General features: G+C 56.8%; 19 protein-coding genes. 4 read left to right on the plus strand and 15 right to left on the minus strand.

Translation table 11 applies throughout. The features are described 5' to 3' along the window. Entirely contained in the window at nt 1–348 is a 348-nt protein-coding gene (locus tag ABLN87_RS16685) for a DUF3307 domain-containing protein (RefSeq protein WP_353012214.1), read from the minus strand. Between the two features lie 256 nt (nt 349–604). On the opposite strand from ABLN87_RS16685, the gene ABLN87_RS16690 reads away from it, so the two are divergent. Further along, complete coding sequence (locus ABLN87_RS16690) at nt 605–3,601, plus strand: ABC transporter transmembrane domain-containing protein (RefSeq protein ID WP_353012485.1); 2,997 nt, start codon at nt 605–607, stop codon at nt 3,599–3,601. Here the strand turns inward: ABLN87_RS16690 and ABLN87_RS16695 are convergent. The 8 genes from ABLN87_RS16695 to ABLN87_RS16730 all read right to left on the minus strand — a co-directional run bounded on the left by ABLN87_RS16695 (nt 3,598) and on the right by ABLN87_RS16730 (nt 10,666). Continuing rightward, nucleotides 3,598–3,891 carry an ArsR/SmtB family transcription factor gene (locus ABLN87_RS16695; protein WP_353012487.1) on the minus strand — a complete coding sequence of 98 codons (294 nt, stop codon included), beginning with the start codon at nt 3,889–3,891 and terminating at the stop codon, nt 3,598–3,600. The genes ABLN87_RS16690 and ABLN87_RS16695 overlap by 4 nt on opposite strands. 106 nt (nt 3,892–3,997) lie before the next feature. Further along, nucleotides 3,998–5,230 carry a mandelate racemase/muconate lactonizing enzyme family protein gene (locus ABLN87_RS16700; RefSeq protein WP_353012216.1) on the minus strand — a complete coding sequence of 411 codons (1,233 nt, stop codon included), beginning with the start codon at nt 5,228–5,230 and terminating at the stop codon, nt 3,998–4,000. A 90-nt stretch (nt 5,231–5,320) separates the two neighbouring features. Further along, the gene (locus ABLN87_RS16705; protein WP_353012489.1) at nt 5,321–6,520 is read right to left on the minus strand and encodes a TCR/Tet family MFS transporter; all 1,200 of its coding nucleotides are present in this window, start codon (nt 6,518–6,520) and stop codon (nt 5,321–5,323) included. A gap of 97 nt (nt 6,521–6,617) precedes the next feature. Continuing rightward, complete coding sequence (locus ABLN87_RS16710) at nt 6,618–7,331, minus strand: alpha/beta fold hydrolase (protein WP_353012219.1); 714 nt, start codon at nt 7,329–7,331, stop codon at nt 6,618–6,620. Between the two features lie 12 nt (nt 7,332–7,343). Next, nucleotides 7,344–8,132: a 3-oxoadipate enol-lactonase gene (gene pcaD, locus ABLN87_RS16715; RefSeq protein ID WP_353012222.1), complete on the minus strand. Its 789-nt coding sequence runs from the start codon at nt 8,130–8,132 to the stop codon at nt 7,344–7,346. A 46-nt stretch (nt 8,133–8,178) separates the two neighbouring features. Beyond that, nucleotides 8,179–9,156, minus strand: a complete 978-nt coding sequence (locus tag ABLN87_RS16720) for a threonine ammonia-lyase (RefSeq protein ID WP_353012225.1) — start codon at nt 9,154–9,156, stop codon at nt 8,179–8,181. Next, nucleotides 9,153–9,980: an alpha/beta fold hydrolase gene (locus tag ABLN87_RS16725; RefSeq protein WP_353012228.1), complete on the minus strand. Its 828-nt coding sequence runs from the start codon at nt 9,978–9,980 to the stop codon at nt 9,153–9,155. Before ABLN87_RS16725 ends, ABLN87_RS16720 begins: the two co-directional genes overlap by 4 nt. Next, nucleotides 9,980–10,666: a haloacid dehalogenase type II gene (locus ABLN87_RS16730; protein ID WP_353012231.1), complete on the minus strand. Its 687-nt coding sequence runs from the start codon at nt 10,664–10,666 to the stop codon at nt 9,980–9,982. The genes ABLN87_RS16725 and ABLN87_RS16730 overlap by 1 nt, the downstream gene beginning before the upstream one ends. Before the next feature lie 126 nt (nt 10,667–10,792). Here ABLN87_RS16730 and ABLN87_RS16735 point away from each other — a divergent pair, with 126 nt between their 5' ends. Beyond that, nucleotides 10,793–11,221 carry an FKBP-type peptidyl-prolyl cis-trans isomerase gene (locus tag ABLN87_RS16735; RefSeq protein WP_353012234.1) on the plus strand — a complete coding sequence of 143 codons (429 nt, stop codon included), beginning with the start codon at nt 10,793–10,795 and terminating at the stop codon, nt 11,219–11,221. Nucleotides 11,222–11,337: 116 nt separating this feature from the next. Here the strand turns inward: ABLN87_RS16735 and ABLN87_RS16740 are convergent, their stop codons facing one another. From ABLN87_RS16740 to fabA, 4 genes are read right to left on the minus strand one after another with little or no spacing between them, the layout of a single operon-like run. Next, a complete protein-coding gene (locus ABLN87_RS16740) occupies nt 11,338–11,511 on the minus strand; it encodes a hypothetical protein (protein WP_353012236.1) in 174 nt (57 codons plus the stop codon). A 59-nt stretch (nt 11,512–11,570) separates the two neighbouring features. After that, nucleotides 11,571–12,362, minus strand: coding sequence for an enoyl-ACP reductase FabI (locus ABLN87_RS16745; RefSeq protein WP_353012239.1), 792 nt, complete (start codon nt 12,360–12,362; stop codon nt 11,571–11,573). Nucleotides 12,363–12,367: 5 nt separating this feature from the next. Beyond that, nucleotides 12,368–13,597 carry a beta-ketoacyl-ACP synthase I gene (gene fabB, locus ABLN87_RS16750; protein WP_353012242.1) on the minus strand — a complete coding sequence of 410 codons (1,230 nt, stop codon included), beginning with the start codon at nt 13,595–13,597 and terminating at the stop codon, nt 12,368–12,370. Between the two features lie 31 nt (nt 13,598–13,628). Further along, nucleotides 13,629–14,138, minus strand: a complete 510-nt coding sequence (fabA, locus tag ABLN87_RS16755) for a bifunctional 3-hydroxydecanoyl-ACP dehydratase/trans-2-decenoyl-ACP isomerase (RefSeq protein ID WP_170531196.1) — start codon at nt 14,136–14,138, stop codon at nt 13,629–13,631. Nucleotides 14,139–14,323: 185 nt separating this feature from the next. Between fabA and irrA the strand changes: the two genes are divergently transcribed. Next, a complete protein-coding gene (gene irrA, locus ABLN87_RS16760; protein WP_353012245.1) occupies nt 14,324–14,746 on the plus strand; it encodes an iron response transcriptional regulator IrrA in 423 nt (140 codons plus the stop codon). 1 nt (nt 14,747) lies between these two features. Here the strand turns inward: irrA and ABLN87_RS16765 are convergent, their stop codons facing one another. Continuing rightward, the gene (locus tag ABLN87_RS16765; protein ID WP_353012247.1) at nt 14,748–15,644 is read right to left on the minus strand and encodes a LysR family transcriptional regulator; all 897 of its coding nucleotides are present in this window, start codon (nt 15,642–15,644) and stop codon (nt 14,748–14,750) included. Between the two features lie 93 nt (nt 15,645–15,737). On the opposite strand from ABLN87_RS16765, the gene ABLN87_RS16770 reads away from it, so the two are divergent. Beyond that, nucleotides 15,738–16,535, plus strand: coding sequence for a phytanoyl-CoA dioxygenase family protein (locus ABLN87_RS16770; RefSeq protein ID WP_353012250.1), 798 nt, complete (start codon nt 15,738–15,740; stop codon nt 16,533–16,535). A 2-nt stretch (nt 16,536–16,537) separates the two neighbouring features. Here ABLN87_RS16770 and ABLN87_RS16775 read toward each other — a convergent pair whose 3' ends face one another. After that, entirely contained in the window at nt 16,538–17,401 is an 864-nt protein-coding gene (locus ABLN87_RS16775) for a hypothetical protein (RefSeq protein WP_353012253.1), read from the minus strand. Nucleotides 17,402–17,496: the final 95 nt, after the last annotated feature.

Below are 17,496 nucleotides of genomic sequence, written 5' to 3' on the forward strand. Positions count from 1 at the left end.
TCAGGCGGCGAAGGTAACCCAAGCCCAGACCATACCGATATAGGTCAACTGATGCATCAACTGGTCCAGCCCGGCTGCGCGCCAGAATGCGGCCTGTTTGGGTTCTAACTGCTTCTTGTCAGAATAGCTGGCTTTGGCGTAGTCGATATTAAAATGAACGACCCATTCGATCAAACCGACAATCAAGATGAAAAGCAAAGGCGCGCCAAATAAAATGAAAACAACGGTAGAACCGACAACGTGCACACCGGCATGTTGCGCGCGACCGACATGAAAATACTCGCCTCGCCCGGATAGCATTTTGGGCGTCTGGAGGTAATAATCGGCAAACATATGCTTAATCTGCATCAAGCAGAGCATAAGAAAAACTGCGCCAAAACTGGCAGTCAAAAGGCCTCTCCCGAAAACGTCCTGAGGCGGATACTAGGCACGATTAAGTTGCTACGTAAATAAACTAGTTCACATTCGGCAAAGAAATGTTCCGCTATTGACCTCGAATATCAGTTTTCGCTGGGATTTTGTGGCTTTATGCTGTTGAGTCTGAGGCCATGCCAACAAGCTGAGTTGTAGATAGCAAGCAGGAACCGGTTCCATAGAACGCACGATCTTTCGTTTTATCTGGAAGTACTCCAAACGCGACCAGCTTATCCTTCTGGCCGTGACGTCAACCTTGTTTCCGTTGCTATATCTGACGCTGGAACTGCCGAAGCGCATCATCAACGATGCGATCGGGGCCAGCAGTGAAATCGTAGAGGTCTGGGGATACAGTCTGCAGCAGACCAATTTCCTGATCATCTTGTGCTTTGCCTTTCTGGGTGCGGTTCTTGCCCATGGCTTGATGAAGATGCGCATCAACACGATGAAAGGTGTGCTGAGCGAGCGGATGCTGCGGCGCTTTCGCTATCAACTAATCAGCCGGGCTTTGCGCTTCCCTCAGCCTTATTTCGAACGGGTCAGCCAAGGCGAAATGGTGTCGATGATCACCGCCGAAAGCGAGCCGATGGGCGGGTTGATGGGCGATGCGATCAGCCAACCGGTGCTTCAAGCCGGTCAGATGATCACCATCCTGTCGTTCCTGTTTCTACAAAGCGTCTGGTTCGGTCTTGCTGCCGTCGCTTTGATTCCGGTACAGGCATGGCTGATCCCGAAACTGCAGCGCCAGATCAACCTTCTTAACAAGAAACGCATTCAGGAAGTCCGCACCCTGGCTGCGCAGATCGGTGAAAACGCCGCTGGTGCCTCGACCCTGCGCGCAAACGGAGGCTGGCGTTATCGCCGCGCCATGGTCTCGGATCAATTGGGGCGCCTATTTGGGATCCGGTTCGAGATCTACCAGAAGAAGTTCTTTATGAAGTTCATAAACAACTTCATCTCGCAACTGACGCCCTTCATGTTCTACCTTGTTGGGGGATTGTTGGTGCTGCAGGGATCAGTCTCGCTGGGCGCGCTGGTGGCTGCGTTGGCGGCGTATAAAGACCTCAGTTCACCCTGGAAAGAATTGCTGACCTACTACAATCAAACGCAGGATATGTCGCTGCGGTGGGATGTGGTGGTTGAACGGTTTGCGCCTTCAGGCATGCAGGATGAAGGTCTGTTCGAAGGCGAACCGCCCGAGCGTCCGCATCTGAGCGGCGATATTGTCCTTGATCACGTTTCGGTGCGCGACATGGATGGCAATCAGGTGCTGGATGACCTGAACCTGACATTCCCGGCGGGCAAAACAATCGGCATTCTAGCGCCGAGCGAGGAAGACCGGCGCGCCGTCAGCGAACTGCTGACACGCGAAATCCTGCCCAGTGCGGGCAGGGTTGAAATCGGTGATCAGAATCTGGCCGAGTTGCATCAGGGCGTCGTGGCGGCGCGGATTGGGTATGCATCATCCCGACCGGTGATGTTTCAAGGCACGCTGGGCGACAACGTTATGATGCCCATGCGGTTCAAGCCGTTGTCTGAACACACCGATCACCCCGGCTTTGCTGAAACCCTGCGCGCAGGGAACAGCACCGACCCGTTCCAGGCAGAATGGCTCGACCCGTCCCGCGCAGGCTTTCAGAATGCGGCGGAGTTGCGGGATTGGTGGTTGAAATTGATCGACGGAATGGGATCGGGCGCGGCCTTGTTTCGACGCGGAGCCGAGCAGGATTTTGATCCGGTCGCTCATCCTCAGCTTGCGCAGAAACTGATCGAACTGCGCCCGTTGATTCAAGAAACGGTAACCAAAGCGAAGCTGACCGAGCAGGCGCTGATCTTTGATCGCGAAAGCTATAACCCGGCCTTGCCCGTGGCCGAGAACCTGCTGTTCGCAACGCCTTGTGTTCCGGTCAACCAAGAGCTTCTGGCCAAGCAAACCGTGTTCCTGGGCCAGTTGCGTGAGCTTGGATTGGATGAGACACTGATCGCCCTTACGCGTGACGTGATCGACATGTTGCGGCAGATCTTTGGGCTGGATGGCACCGACCATCCTTTGTTCCGCAAACTGGGCCTAGAGGCCGGGACCTATGAGGTGGCCGTTGAATTGGTCGAACGCACCCGGAAAGAAGGGGCCGAAGGGCTGGATGACGCCCAATTGGCGAACCTGCTGGCGGTGCCATTTGTGATCTCAGCGGAGCAGATTGGCCCGGCCTTCACCGATGAGCTCAAGAGCCGCATTCTGGAGCTGCGCCATAGTCATTCCAGTAAGCTGCTGGAACCGCTGCAGGACGTGTTTGTTCCGTTGGATTCCGGGCGGATCGCACCGGGTCTGTCGGTGATGGAAAACGCGCTTTTTGGCAAAGTCAGCCAGATTGGTGGCGCGCGATCCGACGAGGTACGCAAGCTGATTGTGGATGTTCTGGCCGAGAATGGCGCGCGCCCGCTGGTTGTTGAGCTGATCTATGATGTGCCGGTTTCGCTCGGGGGGCAGAACCTGCCCGCTGTTTTTGCCGAGCCATTGGCGTTTACGCGGGCAACGATCAAGAAGCCGGATATCCTGATCCTAGAGAACGCGCTGGCCAGCTATAGCGTCAAGACACAGATTGCAGTGTACAAAAACCTGCGGGAATTGATGCCGGATGTCACGATCATCTATCTGAACGATCAGTTCGAAAACCCGGACGTATTCGACATGTTCGTCGAAATCCGACAAGGTCGTGTGGTCTCGGACGAAGGACCTATGGACGTGGAAGAAGACAGCGCTGCATCGGCTGATCTTGCGCGCAAGCTACGAGCGCTTGAACAGACCCCTCTGTTCTCGGGTCTGGATCGCAGACAGCTTCGCCTACTGGCCTTTGGTGCGCGCTGGTTTGATGCAACACCCGGACAGGTCGTGTTCCTGAAAGATGACCAACCGACCGATGGCGCCTACGTGGTACTGGACGGAGAGGCAGGCTTGTATCTGCCGCAATCGGATGGCCCGGATCAATTGATCACAACCGTAAGCGCAGGTGCGCTAGTGGGTGAGTTGGGGTTGATCCGAAAAGAGCCACGCGCCCTGAGCATGATTGCCGAGACCGATTTGTCCTGCCTGAGGATTGGTGAGGAAGAGTTTCTGGCCGTTGTCGAAAACGATGCCGCCACTGCCTATAAGCTGATGCAGGTGATCGCCGGGTATGTGTCGAACTAACCCTTAGCCTTGGGTTGGCAGAACAGCTCGTACATCAAGCCGATCACGCGTTGGGTGTTGTCGTCGGCCAGTGAATAATAAACGGTCTTACCGTCTCGTCGGGTTGAAACCAGTTGTTCATCTCGCAACCGGGCCAACATCTGGCTGACAGCGGCCTGACGGATTTGCAATAGGCTCTCAAGTTCTCCGACCGATTTTTCCCCATCGCTTAGATGGCACAGAATCATCAGGCGGCCTTCATGCGCCAACGTCTTCAGGTAAGCCGCAGCGCGGGCTGCGTTTGCTTGCATACTGTCTGATGCTTCAACGGGTAGAACGGCAGCGTCTTTCGGGGTCACGGATCGGCCATCTGTCAGATAGGGGTTGGAGCAATATGCCCCAACCCGCGCGGGCTTGTCACCCCTCGGTCGCAGGTGCGCCGCCCTGAAAGGAATTTCCATTTGCGTAGTCGCAAGGATCTTCCTGCATTTGCAGGTGCAGGCCGTCTCCGGTGTAGGGATGAGCACGCGCCAGATTTTCGTCGACCTCAATCCCAAGCCCCGGCGTCGTGGGTGGTGTAACAAAGCCATCCTCAACCCGGATCGAGCCCTTGATCAGTTGATCGTGAAACGGAGTTTCGATGGATTCCAGCAACAACAGGTTGGGGATTGAGGCCGCCAGATGGATATTCGCGGCCCATTCTACCGGACCGGCATAAAGATGAGGTGCCATCTGCGCATTAAAGACTTCGGCCATAGCCGCGACTTTCTTCATTTCCCAGATGCCGCCAGCGCGACCAAGAGCGGGTTGCAGGATCTCCGCCGCGCCTGCGCGCAAGACTGCACCAAACTCGGCCTTGGTGGTCATGCGCTCGCCGGTGGCGACAGGGATACGGACATTGCGCGCGACGCGGGCCATATCTTCGATATTATCGGGCGGGGTAGGTTCTTCGAACCAAAGCGGCGAATACGGCTCCAAGGCTTGGCCCAGTCGGATAGCGCCGGCCGTGTTGAATTGACCGTGGGTGCCGAACAGCAGATCGGCCTTGTCCCCCACAGCTTCGCGGATGGCTTTGCAGAAGGCCACAGACATCGAGATATCAGACATCGCCGGCATATGCCCGCCCCGGATGGTATAGGGGCCCGCCGGGTCGAATTTGACCGCCGTATAGCCTTGTCGCACCATTTCTGCGGCGCTTTCTCCGGCCTGATCAGGCGCAGTCCAGAAGTCACTCAAATTGTGCTGGGGCAGCGGGTAGAGGTAGGTATAGGACCTAATGCGCTCATTCATCTTGCCGCCCAGCAGGGCGTAAACGGGCCGATCTCGATCTTTCCCCAGAATATCCCAGCACGCGATTTCAAGCCCAGAAAAAGCACCCATCACCGTCAGGTCCGGGCGCTGAGTGAACCCGCTGGAATAGGCGCGACGAAACATCAATTCGATGTTTTCGGGGTTTTCATCCTGCATGTGCCGGTCGAATACATCGCGGATCACATGGCTCATGGCCTCGGGGCCCACGGTCGAGGCATAGCATTCCCCCCAGCCTGTGATGCCCGTATCAGTGGTGAGCTTCACCAATATCCAATACCGACCACCCCAACCGGGGGCGGGGGGTGCGGTGACAATAATATCAAGATCTTGCAACTTCATTCCGAGCGCTCCGGCTATTCGGCTGTTTCGCCCACGGTGGCTTGGGAACAACCAGGCCGCAAGCCGGAAATCGTCAGATTAATGTCGTTGTTATACCGCGATGGGGCGTGCGCGAAGAAATAGAAGCACCCCAACCAGCATGAGGACCAGAGCCAGAAGGAAGGGAGCACCGGGCAGATAGATTGCCGTGTTTGGTTGGATAAAGTGGGCAAAAACGCTGGTCATCAATAGGGGTGATATGACCATCGACATCGCGTGCAGAGACGCCAATACGCCTTGCAGTTCACCCTGCTGCGAATCTGGCGTTGCGCGTGACATCATCGCTTGCAAGGCTGGCGTGATGACCGCGCCCAGCGCAGTCATCGGGATCAGCATCAAAGCAATAAGGCCATTGGTCAAAAAGGCCAGAAACAGGAAGCTAACGATCTCGAAGGCCATGCCGTAAAGGATAGTAACGCGTTCACCCAGGTAACGCGTGGCGGGGCGGATCAGCCCGCCCTGAACAGCGGCCATGCCAATTCCATAAACGCCCAGCGACAGGCCGATCATCTGCGGCGACCAGCCAAACCGCTCGGTAGTAAAATAGGACCATATCGCTGGGTAGACGTAGATTGACACCGAATACAGGAAATAGACCCACAGCAGGGGCCGGATACCAGGCAGGGCGGCGATCGCGGTAAGCGAGCTGACCGGGTTCGCGCGCTTCAAACTGAATGCCCGACGGGTCTTGTCGGTCACGGTTTCCGGCATCACAAAAAAGCCAATGGCAAAGGTCAGGGCCGAAAGCCCGGCAGCTGCCCAAAACGGCGCGCGTGTTCCATATTCACTGAGCAGCCCGCCCATCACCGGGCCCAGAACAAAGCCCACGCCAAACGCTGCGCCGACAAGGCCAAAGTTTGCAGCCTTGTCTTCCGGTTTTGATACATCGGCCATAAATGCCGCCGCCGTCGAATGTGTAGCCGCCGTGATGCCCCCGACAATACGCCCAATCAGCAGCAGCCAGATGCTCCCCGCCAGTGCCATCACCACGTAGTCCAAGGCCATCACAAATAGCGACACCAGCAGAACCAACCGTCGTCCGTAGGCATCAGACAGATTCCCGAGGATAGGCCCAAAGATAAACTGCATCGCCGCAAACGCGGTGCTGAGGATACCGCCCCAAATCGCCGCACTGGCAAGCGTTCCGCCCTGAACCTCGACAATCAGTTGCGGCATGATCGGCATCACTAGGCCAATCCCCATTGCATCGATCATCACGGTACATAGAACAAAGGCAAAGGGCAGGCGCATCAGGACCATCACAAAGTTTCGTCCCCGGCACCCTAGGCGGGGTCAATTCGTTAGGATAGAGGGTTGTTCTTTGACGTGAGGTCGCGAAGGCGCCTGACTAAAGCCGTTTCTCAAGATCTGTCAGCGTACGCGCCAATTGGTCCGGATGTGAAAAGAACGAGGAGTGCCCGCTGTCAATAGTGTGTTGTAAATCCGTGCGAATTTCGCTGCCCATCTTCTTTTGATACGCGAATGGAACAGTGTGATCATCGCTGGTTGCAATATATGCGCGCGTGACACTTTGGTAGCGTTCGCTAAGTGCCAAGGGCGTATCTTGCGGGCGTATGGCCTGCGGACACAGGCGCGCAAACGCGAACGGTGTGATTTCAGGCGCGCAATCATGGTAGAACAGCTCTTTTACATGTTCTGGACGGACGGTGTAGGACAATCCATCAGCTGATTTTTCGACGGCATCCGCGATTGTTTGGCTTGGTCCACGGCGGCGCATCTCGACCATAGACACCCCGTCTTGCGGGACATAGGCGCTCAGATAGACCAGGGCGCGCATGGCGCGTGGTTGCGCTTCGGCGGCGGCACTGATCGGATAACCACCCCAAGAATGCCCTACGATGATCGTATCTGGCGTCGATGCGGCAAGTATAGCGTCCCGGCAGCCATCAAGGGTGACCTCGGCAATCGGTGTCGGGTCAGCACCGTGGCTGGGCATGTCGATGGCACGGGCTGTGTGCCCAAAGTTCTCCAGCGCGGGAATCAAGTCGCGCCAACACCAGGCGCCGTGGCAAGAACCATGAATCAGAAGGAAATCAGCCATCGAAAGGCTCCCTTAAATGTGTCCGATATCTTTCAAAAACGCGTTTAGTATAGCGGCAAACTCTTCTGGTTTTTCAACACAAGGCAAATGTCCTGTCCGTCGCATCAATTTGAATTGCGCGCCGGGGATCAGTTCGACCGTTTCACGCACAAGGTCTGGTGGAGTCGAGCCGTCTTCGCTGCCGGCGATGCCTAAAGTGGGCAGCCGCAAACCCGACGTTGGCGTATGGAAATCCGTGCCGGCGATAGCTGCACAGCATCCCAGATACCCTTCAACAGGCTGCCGCACCATCATCTCGCGCCAGGGCAGGTGGTTTTGTGCGGCTCGAAACTCACGCGAGAACCAGCGTTCCATTGTGGCATCGGCCAGGGCTTCGATCCCGCCATCGCGAACAGCCTGCATCCGATCCTGCCAGATCGAGGGCATGCCGATCTTGGCGGCCGTGTTGGACAGGACCAAGGCGCGTACCTGATCCAAACGTTTGATGGCTAGGCCTTGGGCGATCATGCCACCGATTGACAGGCCCACGAACACACAATCGCGCACGTCGAGATGATCTAACAAAGCCTCGGTATCTCGGATCAGCGATCCCATCGAATAAGGAGCAGGTGGAACCGAGGATTGACCATGGCCGCGCTTGTCAAATCGAATGATCCGCAGACCGTCGGGCAGGTGAGGGATCACCCCATCCCATAGATGCAGGTCTGTGCCCAGTGAATTGGCAAACACGATGGGTGCGCCGGTTGGCGCGCCATCAATCCTGTAGTTCAGGTCCACGTTCCCGATCGTCACGTGAGTCACGTTAAGGTCCTTTGGGTCATAACACGTGCTTCATTCAATCTGACCACTATGCGTCTAACCGCTCCAATGCTTTGGCAAACACTTCCGGATCGGCATTGCCGCCGGATGCAACCACCACTACATCGTCGCCTTCAATCTCATCCTTGCGGAACAGGGCCGAGGCCAGCGCAACGGCCCCACCGGGTTCCAATACGATTTTCAGGCGCAGAAATGCCAAAGCCATTGCCTTCAACGCCTCATCCTCAGACACCGACAGGCCCGGTCCGCAGAGCCGTTGGAGAATGGGAAAGGTAATCTCGCCCGGCTGCGGGGTGAGGATCGCATCACAGATATTGCCGGACGAGGCGTTGTTGTTCTGGATCTGACCGCTGGCCAACGAGCGTTTGACGTCGTCAAACCCGTCCGGCTCACACGGTCGGGCGCGCAGGCCGGGTGCGTGTTTTTCCAAAGCCAGAGCGATACCCGAGGTCAACCCACCACCGCCGCAGCAGACCAGAACATCTGCCTTTTCAACACCGAACGCTTCGACCTGTCGCGCGAGTTCAAGGCCAACTGTACCCTGACCGGCAATAACCTGAGGCTCATCATAGGGCCGGATAAGGGTAAGGCCTCGTTCAGCGGCCAAAGCCTCGCCAATCTCCTCACGGCTTTCGCTGGACCGATCATAGAGGACCACTTCGCCACCCAAAGCGCGTGTGTTGTCGATCTTCAACTGTGGCGCATCCGACGGCATCACGATCACCGACGCAATGCCATGCTTCGTCGCCGCCATTGCGATGCCCTGCGCATGATTGCCCGAGGAATAGGCGATGACACCGCGCTGTCGCTGGTCGGGGTTCAGCGCAGATATCGCCGACCATGCGCCGCGAAACTTGAAACTGCCGGTGTGTTGCAGACATTCGGGTTTAACCAAAACGCGACGGCCCGCCATGTCATCCAGAAAGGGTGAGGTTAGAACGGGCGTTTCCCGTACATGCCCGCGCAACCGGTCTGCGGCGGCTTCGATCAGTTCAATACTGCTCATGTTGTACTCAATACCTTGTGTATGAGGGCCAAAGATTCAGGTTCGTCCAGAAACGGAACATGCCCCCGGTTCGGAACTTCGGCTGAGATCAATTCGGGGTGACGCTTGTGCATTTCAGCCAATGTTTCAGCACTCAGAACATCTGAGTTTGCACCCCTCAACACACCGGTTGGGATGTCCTTCAGCGCGTCATAGAAAATCCACATATCTGGGATCGCTCCAGCCGCTGCCTGCTCCAACAGAGCTGTGCGCAGGGCAGGGTCATATTGCAGGGTCAGGCCCTCGGGCGTCGCGCTGTATTGGATTTTCGCCAGAGCCAACCAACGCTCGTAGGGCACACCAGGAAACTGCGGTTCCATCACGGCTTGCAGTACCCGGGCGGCTTCTTCGTAAGTTTTTGAAATCGGCGCTTTGCCGACATAGTCCATGATCTTGGCGATGCCCGAAGGTTCAATGACCGGTCCCACATCGTTCAGGATTACATGAGTCAATCGATCAGGATGGCTGGCAGCAAGGGCCATTGCGATCAACCCGCCACGTGAGGTGCCCAAAATCGCCGTCTTTTCCACACCAAGATGGTTCAGCAGCTCAATCGCATCCAAAGACTCACGAAAGATATTGTAGTTCATGAAGTCAGGATCACGGTCTGATCGCCCGCGCCCGCGGTAGTCCATCATAATGAGCTGCATGCCATTCAGGTGGGGCTGGACAAATGAGAAATCTCCACTGTTGCGTGTCAATCCCGACAGACACAGTACAGGATCACCAGAGCCGGATTGTTCGAAATACAGGCGCCTGCCGTCTGATGTTCGAAAATCAGGCATCAAACCCCCGCCAGTTCGGGGATCGAGGTCAGATCGGTCAGCACATGCGCCGGTGTCCAGGGCAGGCGGTCTATCGGCTCGTTTGCGCGGTTCACCCATGCGGTGACAAAACCATAGCCGCTGGCCCCGGCCGCATCCCAGCCGTTTGAGCTGACGAACAGAACTTCGTCGCGGGCACAGCCGAACCGCTGCTGCACCAGATCGTAGACCCTGGCGTGTGGTTTGAAAACTCCGACGCTTTCGACCGAAAGCACGTCATCCAGCAGGTTGCCGATCCCGGCCGATTGCACGGCCCCGTCCAGCATCGGTGGGGAGCCGTTGGACAGGATTGCCGTTTGCAAACCGCCATCTTTCAGAGCCTTCAGCATGTTTGGAACTTCGGGATAGGCTTGTAGTTCCCAATAGAGGTCCAGCAGGCGTTGACGTAATTTGGCGTTCTCGTGCAGGCCGGTCGCTTCCAGTGCCCAATCCAGACCGTCCTGTGTCACATCCCAGAAATCGGCATGGGCATCAGCGACGGCCCGCAACCAGGTGTATTGCAGCTGTTTCAGACGCCAATGGCCTGCAACCTCGGGCCAGGTGTCGCGCAGCGCCTCAAAGCCGGGTTCGGACGCAGCCTGGCGGGCGGCGGCGGCGACGTCAAACAATGTGCCATAGGCATCAAAAATACAGGTTGTGATTGTCATCTACGCCTCCGACCTTTCTGCGCAAGTTGGCACAAGAGCGCAGGGCATGAAAGGGCGAAGGGTTTACATCATTGTGTAGGCCCCTAGGGTTGGCGGTTCACACACTTATAGGCCCGGAGGCCCCAAATGACAGACATCAAACAAGGCGACACGGTTCGCATCCACTATAGCGGTACGCTGCTGGACGGAACTGTCTTCGACCGCTCGGACGGGCGCGATCCGCTGGAGTTTGTGGTTGGGTCCGGTCAGATCATTCCGGGGCTAGATAGTGCGATGCCGGGTCTTGCTGTGGGCGATAAGAAACGGGTCGAGATTGCCTGCGTTGATGCCTATGGGCCGATCAACCCGGCCATGCGCCAGGAAATCCCGCGCGAGGGTATTCCGGATGACATCCCGCTGGACCCCGGGGCACAATTGCAGATGCAGACACCGGATGGTCAGGCTTTGCCTGTCACGATTGTTGACGCAAATGACGCGACCGTAACGCTCGACGCCAATCACCCGCTGGCTGGTCAGGATTTGATTTTCGAGATTGAGGTTGTGTCAATCAACTAGTGGAATTGAAGATCGATCCGAGTGTTTCAGTCGGAACGCTCAAAAGCTACGCGGTACCATCGCAGGACCTGCACGGGCCTGCGCTGTCCTTGAACGCAATGAACCCGGCTTTGCCCTTATCCGATCAACGCTTCGATGGCGCTGCGCACTGGTGGTTGTGTGAAGAACACAAATAGCACCAGCAACGTGGTCAGGGTCAAAAGCATGATGCGCGCGCGCTGGCTCAGGAAACCCGATTTGCGCCGGGCCGTGCGTGCATTGCTTGCGATGATCTGGTCAAGTTTGCTCATATCGCAGACCCTGACGCCGAAAGATGGTCAAATCTTGGCGGCGTCAGGGAAAGATATGGTCACATGAAATCGGGCTGTGGCATTCCGAGCACGTGGAAACCGCCATCCACGCGGATGATCTCACCCGATGTGCAAGCCCCGGCGTCCGAGGTCAGATAAACCGCTGTGCCGCCAACAGCTTCCAGCGTGGCATTCGAGCGCATAGGGGCATTCTGGTCGCAGAACTTGTAGGTTTTGCGCGCACCGCCGATGGCTGCGCCTGCCAGCGTCTTCATCGGGCCGGGCGAAATGGCGTTTACGCGGATACCTTCAGGGCCCAGATCATTGGCCAAATAGCGGGTCGCAGACTCCAGCGCTGCCTTGGCAACACCCATCACGTTGTAATTCGGAACAACGCGGTTCGAACCCTGATAGGTTAGTGTCAGAAGCGAGCCGCCATTTTCCTTCATCATCGGATAGGCGCGGCGCGCGACCTCGATGAAGGAATAGGCTGACACATCCATCGAGTGTTTGAAGTTTGCCCGCGTGGTGTTCAGGAACCGGCCCGTCAGTTCGGATTTGTCCGAATAGGCAATGGCGTGGACCACAAAATCGATGGTTGGCCAGCGCGCGGCTAGTTCTCCGAACGCACGATCCAACGACTCGTCATCGGTGACATCCGCATCCACCATGAAATCGCTGCCAAGGCTTTGGGCCAGCGGTTCCAACCGCTTGCCGAATGCCTCGCCCTGATAGGTGAATGCCAGCTCGGCACCTGCTTCGTGCATGGCTTTGGCAATGCCCCACGCAATCGAGCGGTCATTGGCCACGCCCATAATCAGGCCGCGTTTACCCTTTAGAAGATCCGACATCACATTCACCCGTTATACTTCGACAGAACCATAGACCCGTTGGTGCCGCCAAAGCCGAAGCTGTTGGTCATGACACTGTCCAAACCTGCGTTCTCAACTGTTTTCGTTGCAATTTCGCCGGGCCGAATGCCTTCGGCTAAAGTGTCGACATTGATCGACGGCGTAATGAAATCATTATCCAGCATCAGCAGGCAGAAGATCGCCTCTAGCGCGCCCGCAGCCCCCTGTGCGTGACCAGTCATCGATTTGGTCGATGAGATTGGCGGTACATTGCCCTCGCCAAAGATGCGGCGCACGGCTTCGACCTCACCCACGTCCCCGACCGGGGTCGAGGTACCATGGGCGTTGATGTAGCCAACCTTGCGACCTTCAGGAACTGTCGCCAGAGCCAGCCGCATCGCGCGTTCACCGCCTTCGCCGGACGGGGCCACCATATCATGGCCATCCGATGTGGCGGCATAACCGGTCACTTCAGCATAGATTTTTGCACCGCGGGCCAAGGCGTGATCCAGTTCTTCCAGCACGACAATTCCGCCACCGCCGGAAATTACGAACCCATCGCGGTTTTCGTCGAACGCGCGCGAGGCTTTTTCAGGTGTGTCGTTATACTTCGATGACATCGCACCCATCGCGTCGAACAGGCAGGACAACGTCCAGTCCAGTTCTTCTCCGCCGCCTGCGAACATGACATCCTGTTTGCCCAACATGATTTGTTCCGCTGCGTTGCCGATGCAATGCAGCGAGGTCGAGCAGGCCGAGGTGATCGAATAGTTGATCCCCTTGATCTTGAACGCGGTCGCAAGGTTGGCGGAAATGGTCGAGCACATGCATTTCGGCACAGCAAATGGCCCGATCCGCTTGGTCGCACCGGTTTTCAGCACAGTCTGATGCGCTGTCAGCATAGCACTGGTCGACGGACCGCCCGAGCCCGCGACAAGGCCAGTGCGCGGATTGACGACCTGATCTTCGCTAAGCCCAGAGTCTTCGATCGCCTGACTCATGGCGATATGGGCATAGGCCGCGCCGGGGCCCATGAACCGCAAAGTGCGTTTGTCCACATGCTCGGCCACGTCGATTTTCAGCGTTCCGGCGATCTGGCTGCGAAAGCCATGTTCGACCATTTGCTCATTGGCTTCGATACCGGATTTACCGGCCTTAAGTGAGGCCAGAACCTCTTGGGCATTGTTCCCGATGGAGGAGACGATCCCCAGACCGGTGACAACTACTCGACGCATGTGCGTGCTCCTTATTTCAGGCTGGTCCGCCTTAGGCGTCCGACAGAACAACTCTCATGTCTTTGACGTCGTAAATCATTTCGCCGTCCGCTTCGACGATACCATCTGCCACGCCCATGGTCAGGCGGCGGGTCTGGATCGCCTTTTTGAAATCGATTTTATAGGTCAACATCTTGCGGTCCGGGCGCACCATACCTGTCAGCCTGACTTCGCCGACACCCACGGCCATGCCTCGACCTTGCCAGCCTCGCCAGCCCAGATTGAAGCCTGTCAATTGCCACAAGCCATCCAGCCCGAGGCATCCGGGCATAATCGGGTTTCCGGGAAAGTGGCAGTCAAAAAACCAAAGGTCGGGTGTGATATCGAATTCAGCTAGAATGTGGCCTTTGCCATGGGCCCCGCCATCCGCCGACACTTCGGTAATGCGATCCATCATCAGCATGGGCGGCGCAGGCAGTTGCGCATTGCCAGGGCCAAATAATTCGCCACGAGCACATTTTAGCAGATCGTCTTTGTCAAAACTGCTCGGGAACTGGGCCATTCTGCCGCCTCTCCTGCCTTGGGTCCGTTCGTTATATCTGGCCTCACCTAGCACCCGTATGCAAGGTCCTGCAAGAGCGCGGGCCGTAAGATGTTGCGGCACATGGCTGTTTGCGAATGAATTTCATTTGAAATCTGGGTAAGAGCGCCCCTATATATAAGGCAGCAAGAACGGGTATCGGATTCATGACACCTCAGAGCCGAAAGATAGCGACAAATTGGCTGGAAGGCGCAGGTCTGCGTCCGACGCGTCAGCGCGTGGCGCTGGCTGAGCTTTTGATCGGTGATGGTCGCCATCGTCACGTCACAGCTGAAAGCTTGTTTGAGTCCGCCAAAACCAAAGGCGACGCCGTGTCACTTGCAACAGTCTACAACACTTTGCGTGCCTTTTGCGACGCGGGAGTGCTGCAAGAGATTACGGTGGACGGATCAAAAAGCTATTTCGATACCAATACGCATGATCACCCTCATTTCTTTTGGGAAGATGAAGGGCGGCTCAGCGATGCTCCGTCCGAGGAATTGGTGATCCAGCGACTGCCAGAGGCCCCCAAAGGGGTTGAGATCGCATCGGTTGATGTAGTGATCCGTCTGCGCAGGAAAACCACCTGATTTACAGAACCTTCATTTGATCAAGCAGAGCGCGTTCTGCGGTCTTCGTTGTTGCGTCGACAGGCCCGGTGCCGTGACGCGCCAGCACGACGGCCTCGGCTACGTCCTTGTCGGCGATGGGCAGGCTTGCCAGGCTCTTGTTGTCGTAGCTCAGTTTGTTCTTTGGGCTGACATAGCTGATCGCTACCCCTTCACCATGTGCGGCGAGGCTGCGCTGAATCTCAAGCGTGGCGGCTCGGTGTCTGACTGTTGGGTTTAACCTATGGCGTCTAAAGAGGCCTAGTATGTGTTGTGCAGACAGCCCTTCGGTTGACAAGATCAGCGGCTCGTTCGCCAGTTCGGTTAGCGTAACCTGACGTGCCCCAGCCAGTGGGTGTTCTGGCGACAGCAATGCCTGCGGGACGCTATCGAACAGTTTTTGCCGTACAAAACCGGCATCCATACCAAGATCATAGGTGATTGCGAGGTCGATCCGACCGTCGATCAAGCTGTCCAGCAATCCCTGAAAATCTTCGACCGCATAAGACACCGAAATATCCGGCAGCGTCGCGTGCAAACAGCGCAGGGCGGGTGCGAGGTGGAACGGGGCCAAATCGACGAAGCATCCGACAGTCAAATGATCCAGGCCTTGCGGAACGGATCCAGGGTTTTCAATCTGTGCAGCAGAACTCAACAACCCTTCGGCCTGCTCGACAAAGCGGCGCCCCTGCGGGGTTGAAACCATAGCAGCCCCGCGCCTGCGGACGAACAGTGGGTATCCAAGATGTGATTCGACCCGGGTCAGCGCGTTGGACAGCGCGGGTTGCGAGACATTTAGCGCTTGGGCGGCTGCAGACAGGCTGCCCTGCCGCGCGATCGCACATATGTATTCGTACTGACGCAGTGAAATATATAACATGAAGCTAATTATAACTTCGAAAGATATGATTTGAACAGAATACCCGGGTGGTCTCTAACGGACGCATTCAAAGGTAACCGAACGGAGATTGACATGCCGCACCCTCTTGTTTCGCAGCAAATGATCGACACGTATCAGAGCGAGGGCGTTGTCTTGGTCAAAGGGCTGTTTGCCGATCACGTCGAACAACTGCGCGAAGGTGTTGCGGCCAATATGGGCGCGCCGGGTCCTTATGCGTCAGAAAACAAGAAAGAGGGCCAAACCGGCCTATTCTTCGATGATTATTGCAACTGGAGCCGAATCCCCCAGTTTCAGGAGGTGATCAAGACCTCTCCGGCTGCTGCCGTGGCTGCTGATTTGATGCAATCGCAAAGTGTGCAGATGTTTCATGATCATGTTCTGGTTAAAGAACCCGGAACTTCGATGGCCACGCCGTGGCATCAGGACGGGCCGTATTACTTTGTCGAAGGGCAGCAAACGATCAGCTTCTGGTCGCCGCTGGATGCGGTGAAACAGGCCACGCTGCGTTGCGTTGCCGGATCGCATCGCTGGGAGAAAGAGGTACTGCCGACCCGCTGGGTCTCTGAAGAGGGGTTCTTTGCAGATGAAGGTCAATACATCCCCGTGCCCGACCCGGATGCCGAGGGCATGAAAGTGGTCGAGTTCGAGATGGAACCGGGGGACGCGGTGGCGTTTAACTATCGGACCTTGCACGGCGCGCGGGGCAATCAGTCGGACAGCCGACGTCGGGCATTCTCGCTAAGGTTGGTTGGTGATGATGCGCGGTATGTGGAACGCCCCGGCCCGACCTCACCCCCGTTTCCAGGGCATGAGATGGTGCCGGGTCAGCGCCTGCGCGAGGATTGGTTCCCTATTCTGCTGCAACGGTAGTGTCAGAACCACTGGCCAGGCTCGATCAGGCCCAGATCCAGCAATTGATGCGAGTTCCATTCGAAAGACACAGAATGGCTCCAGCGGAAACTGGGGATGTCAAAGGTCGACCCTGCATTGCTTTTCAGTGCCTTGGCAGCGCGGAACGAACAGATGGCAGCCGTCAGGTTGTGATGCCACGGGCAGGAATAGGTGTTGTATTCCGGCTGGTTGAACGTGTGATCCGGCTGAATAAGCAAATCGGCCTGCGTTTTGAACAGGGCGATCCTGTCGATCCGGCGACGTTCGTACGGAATATGATCCTCGAACCGCCACCGCAGGCCACCTGACATATCCAGTTGGCGTTCCAGCGGCCGCCCCGAGGCATCGTGGCGCGCCTGCGCATAATATCCGGTGCTGTCGAGCATGGCATGGTCCGGTGCGACACCGGTTGGGAACTTGGCCAGATCATCGGCGTAGATGTCGACCACGTGGCATAGCATCGCGCTGCGGCGTTCCTCGGTGTGAAAGGCCAGCATCTCACCGATGCTGCGCGTTTCGCAGAACGGATAGAACAAGTATTCGGCGTTGTAGCAATAGTACATCCAGACGCTCGGAGCCGCTTTGATGACGAGATTCAACGCATCGAATACGACCGATCTGGGCGCGCAATTGAACGTAACCCGATGAACCCGCGCGCTGAGCTCCTCGCTTAGGTCGAACTCGGCTGGCATGAACGCAACGACGGATTGAAATCCAAGTGACAGGTGATGGTGCAGCGTGCTTTCAACTTCGGCATCATCTTCGGCAAAGATCAGAGCAACCGGTCCCTTGGACAAAGCGGTTTGGCCGGATTTCAGGAAGCTGTCCAAGGAGTCGTAGGTCATCGCGCGTTCATTTGTGCCCTGCTGGAAAGTTCTACCAAATTCAGGTAAATGCGCCCACATTGCAAGCGGCGTTCGAAGCGTATAGACGACGCCGA

This window comes from Ruegeria sp. SCP10, assembly GCF_040329495.1.
Taxonomy (GTDB): Bacteria; Pseudomonadota; Alphaproteobacteria; order Rhodobacterales; family Rhodobacteraceae; genus Ruegeria.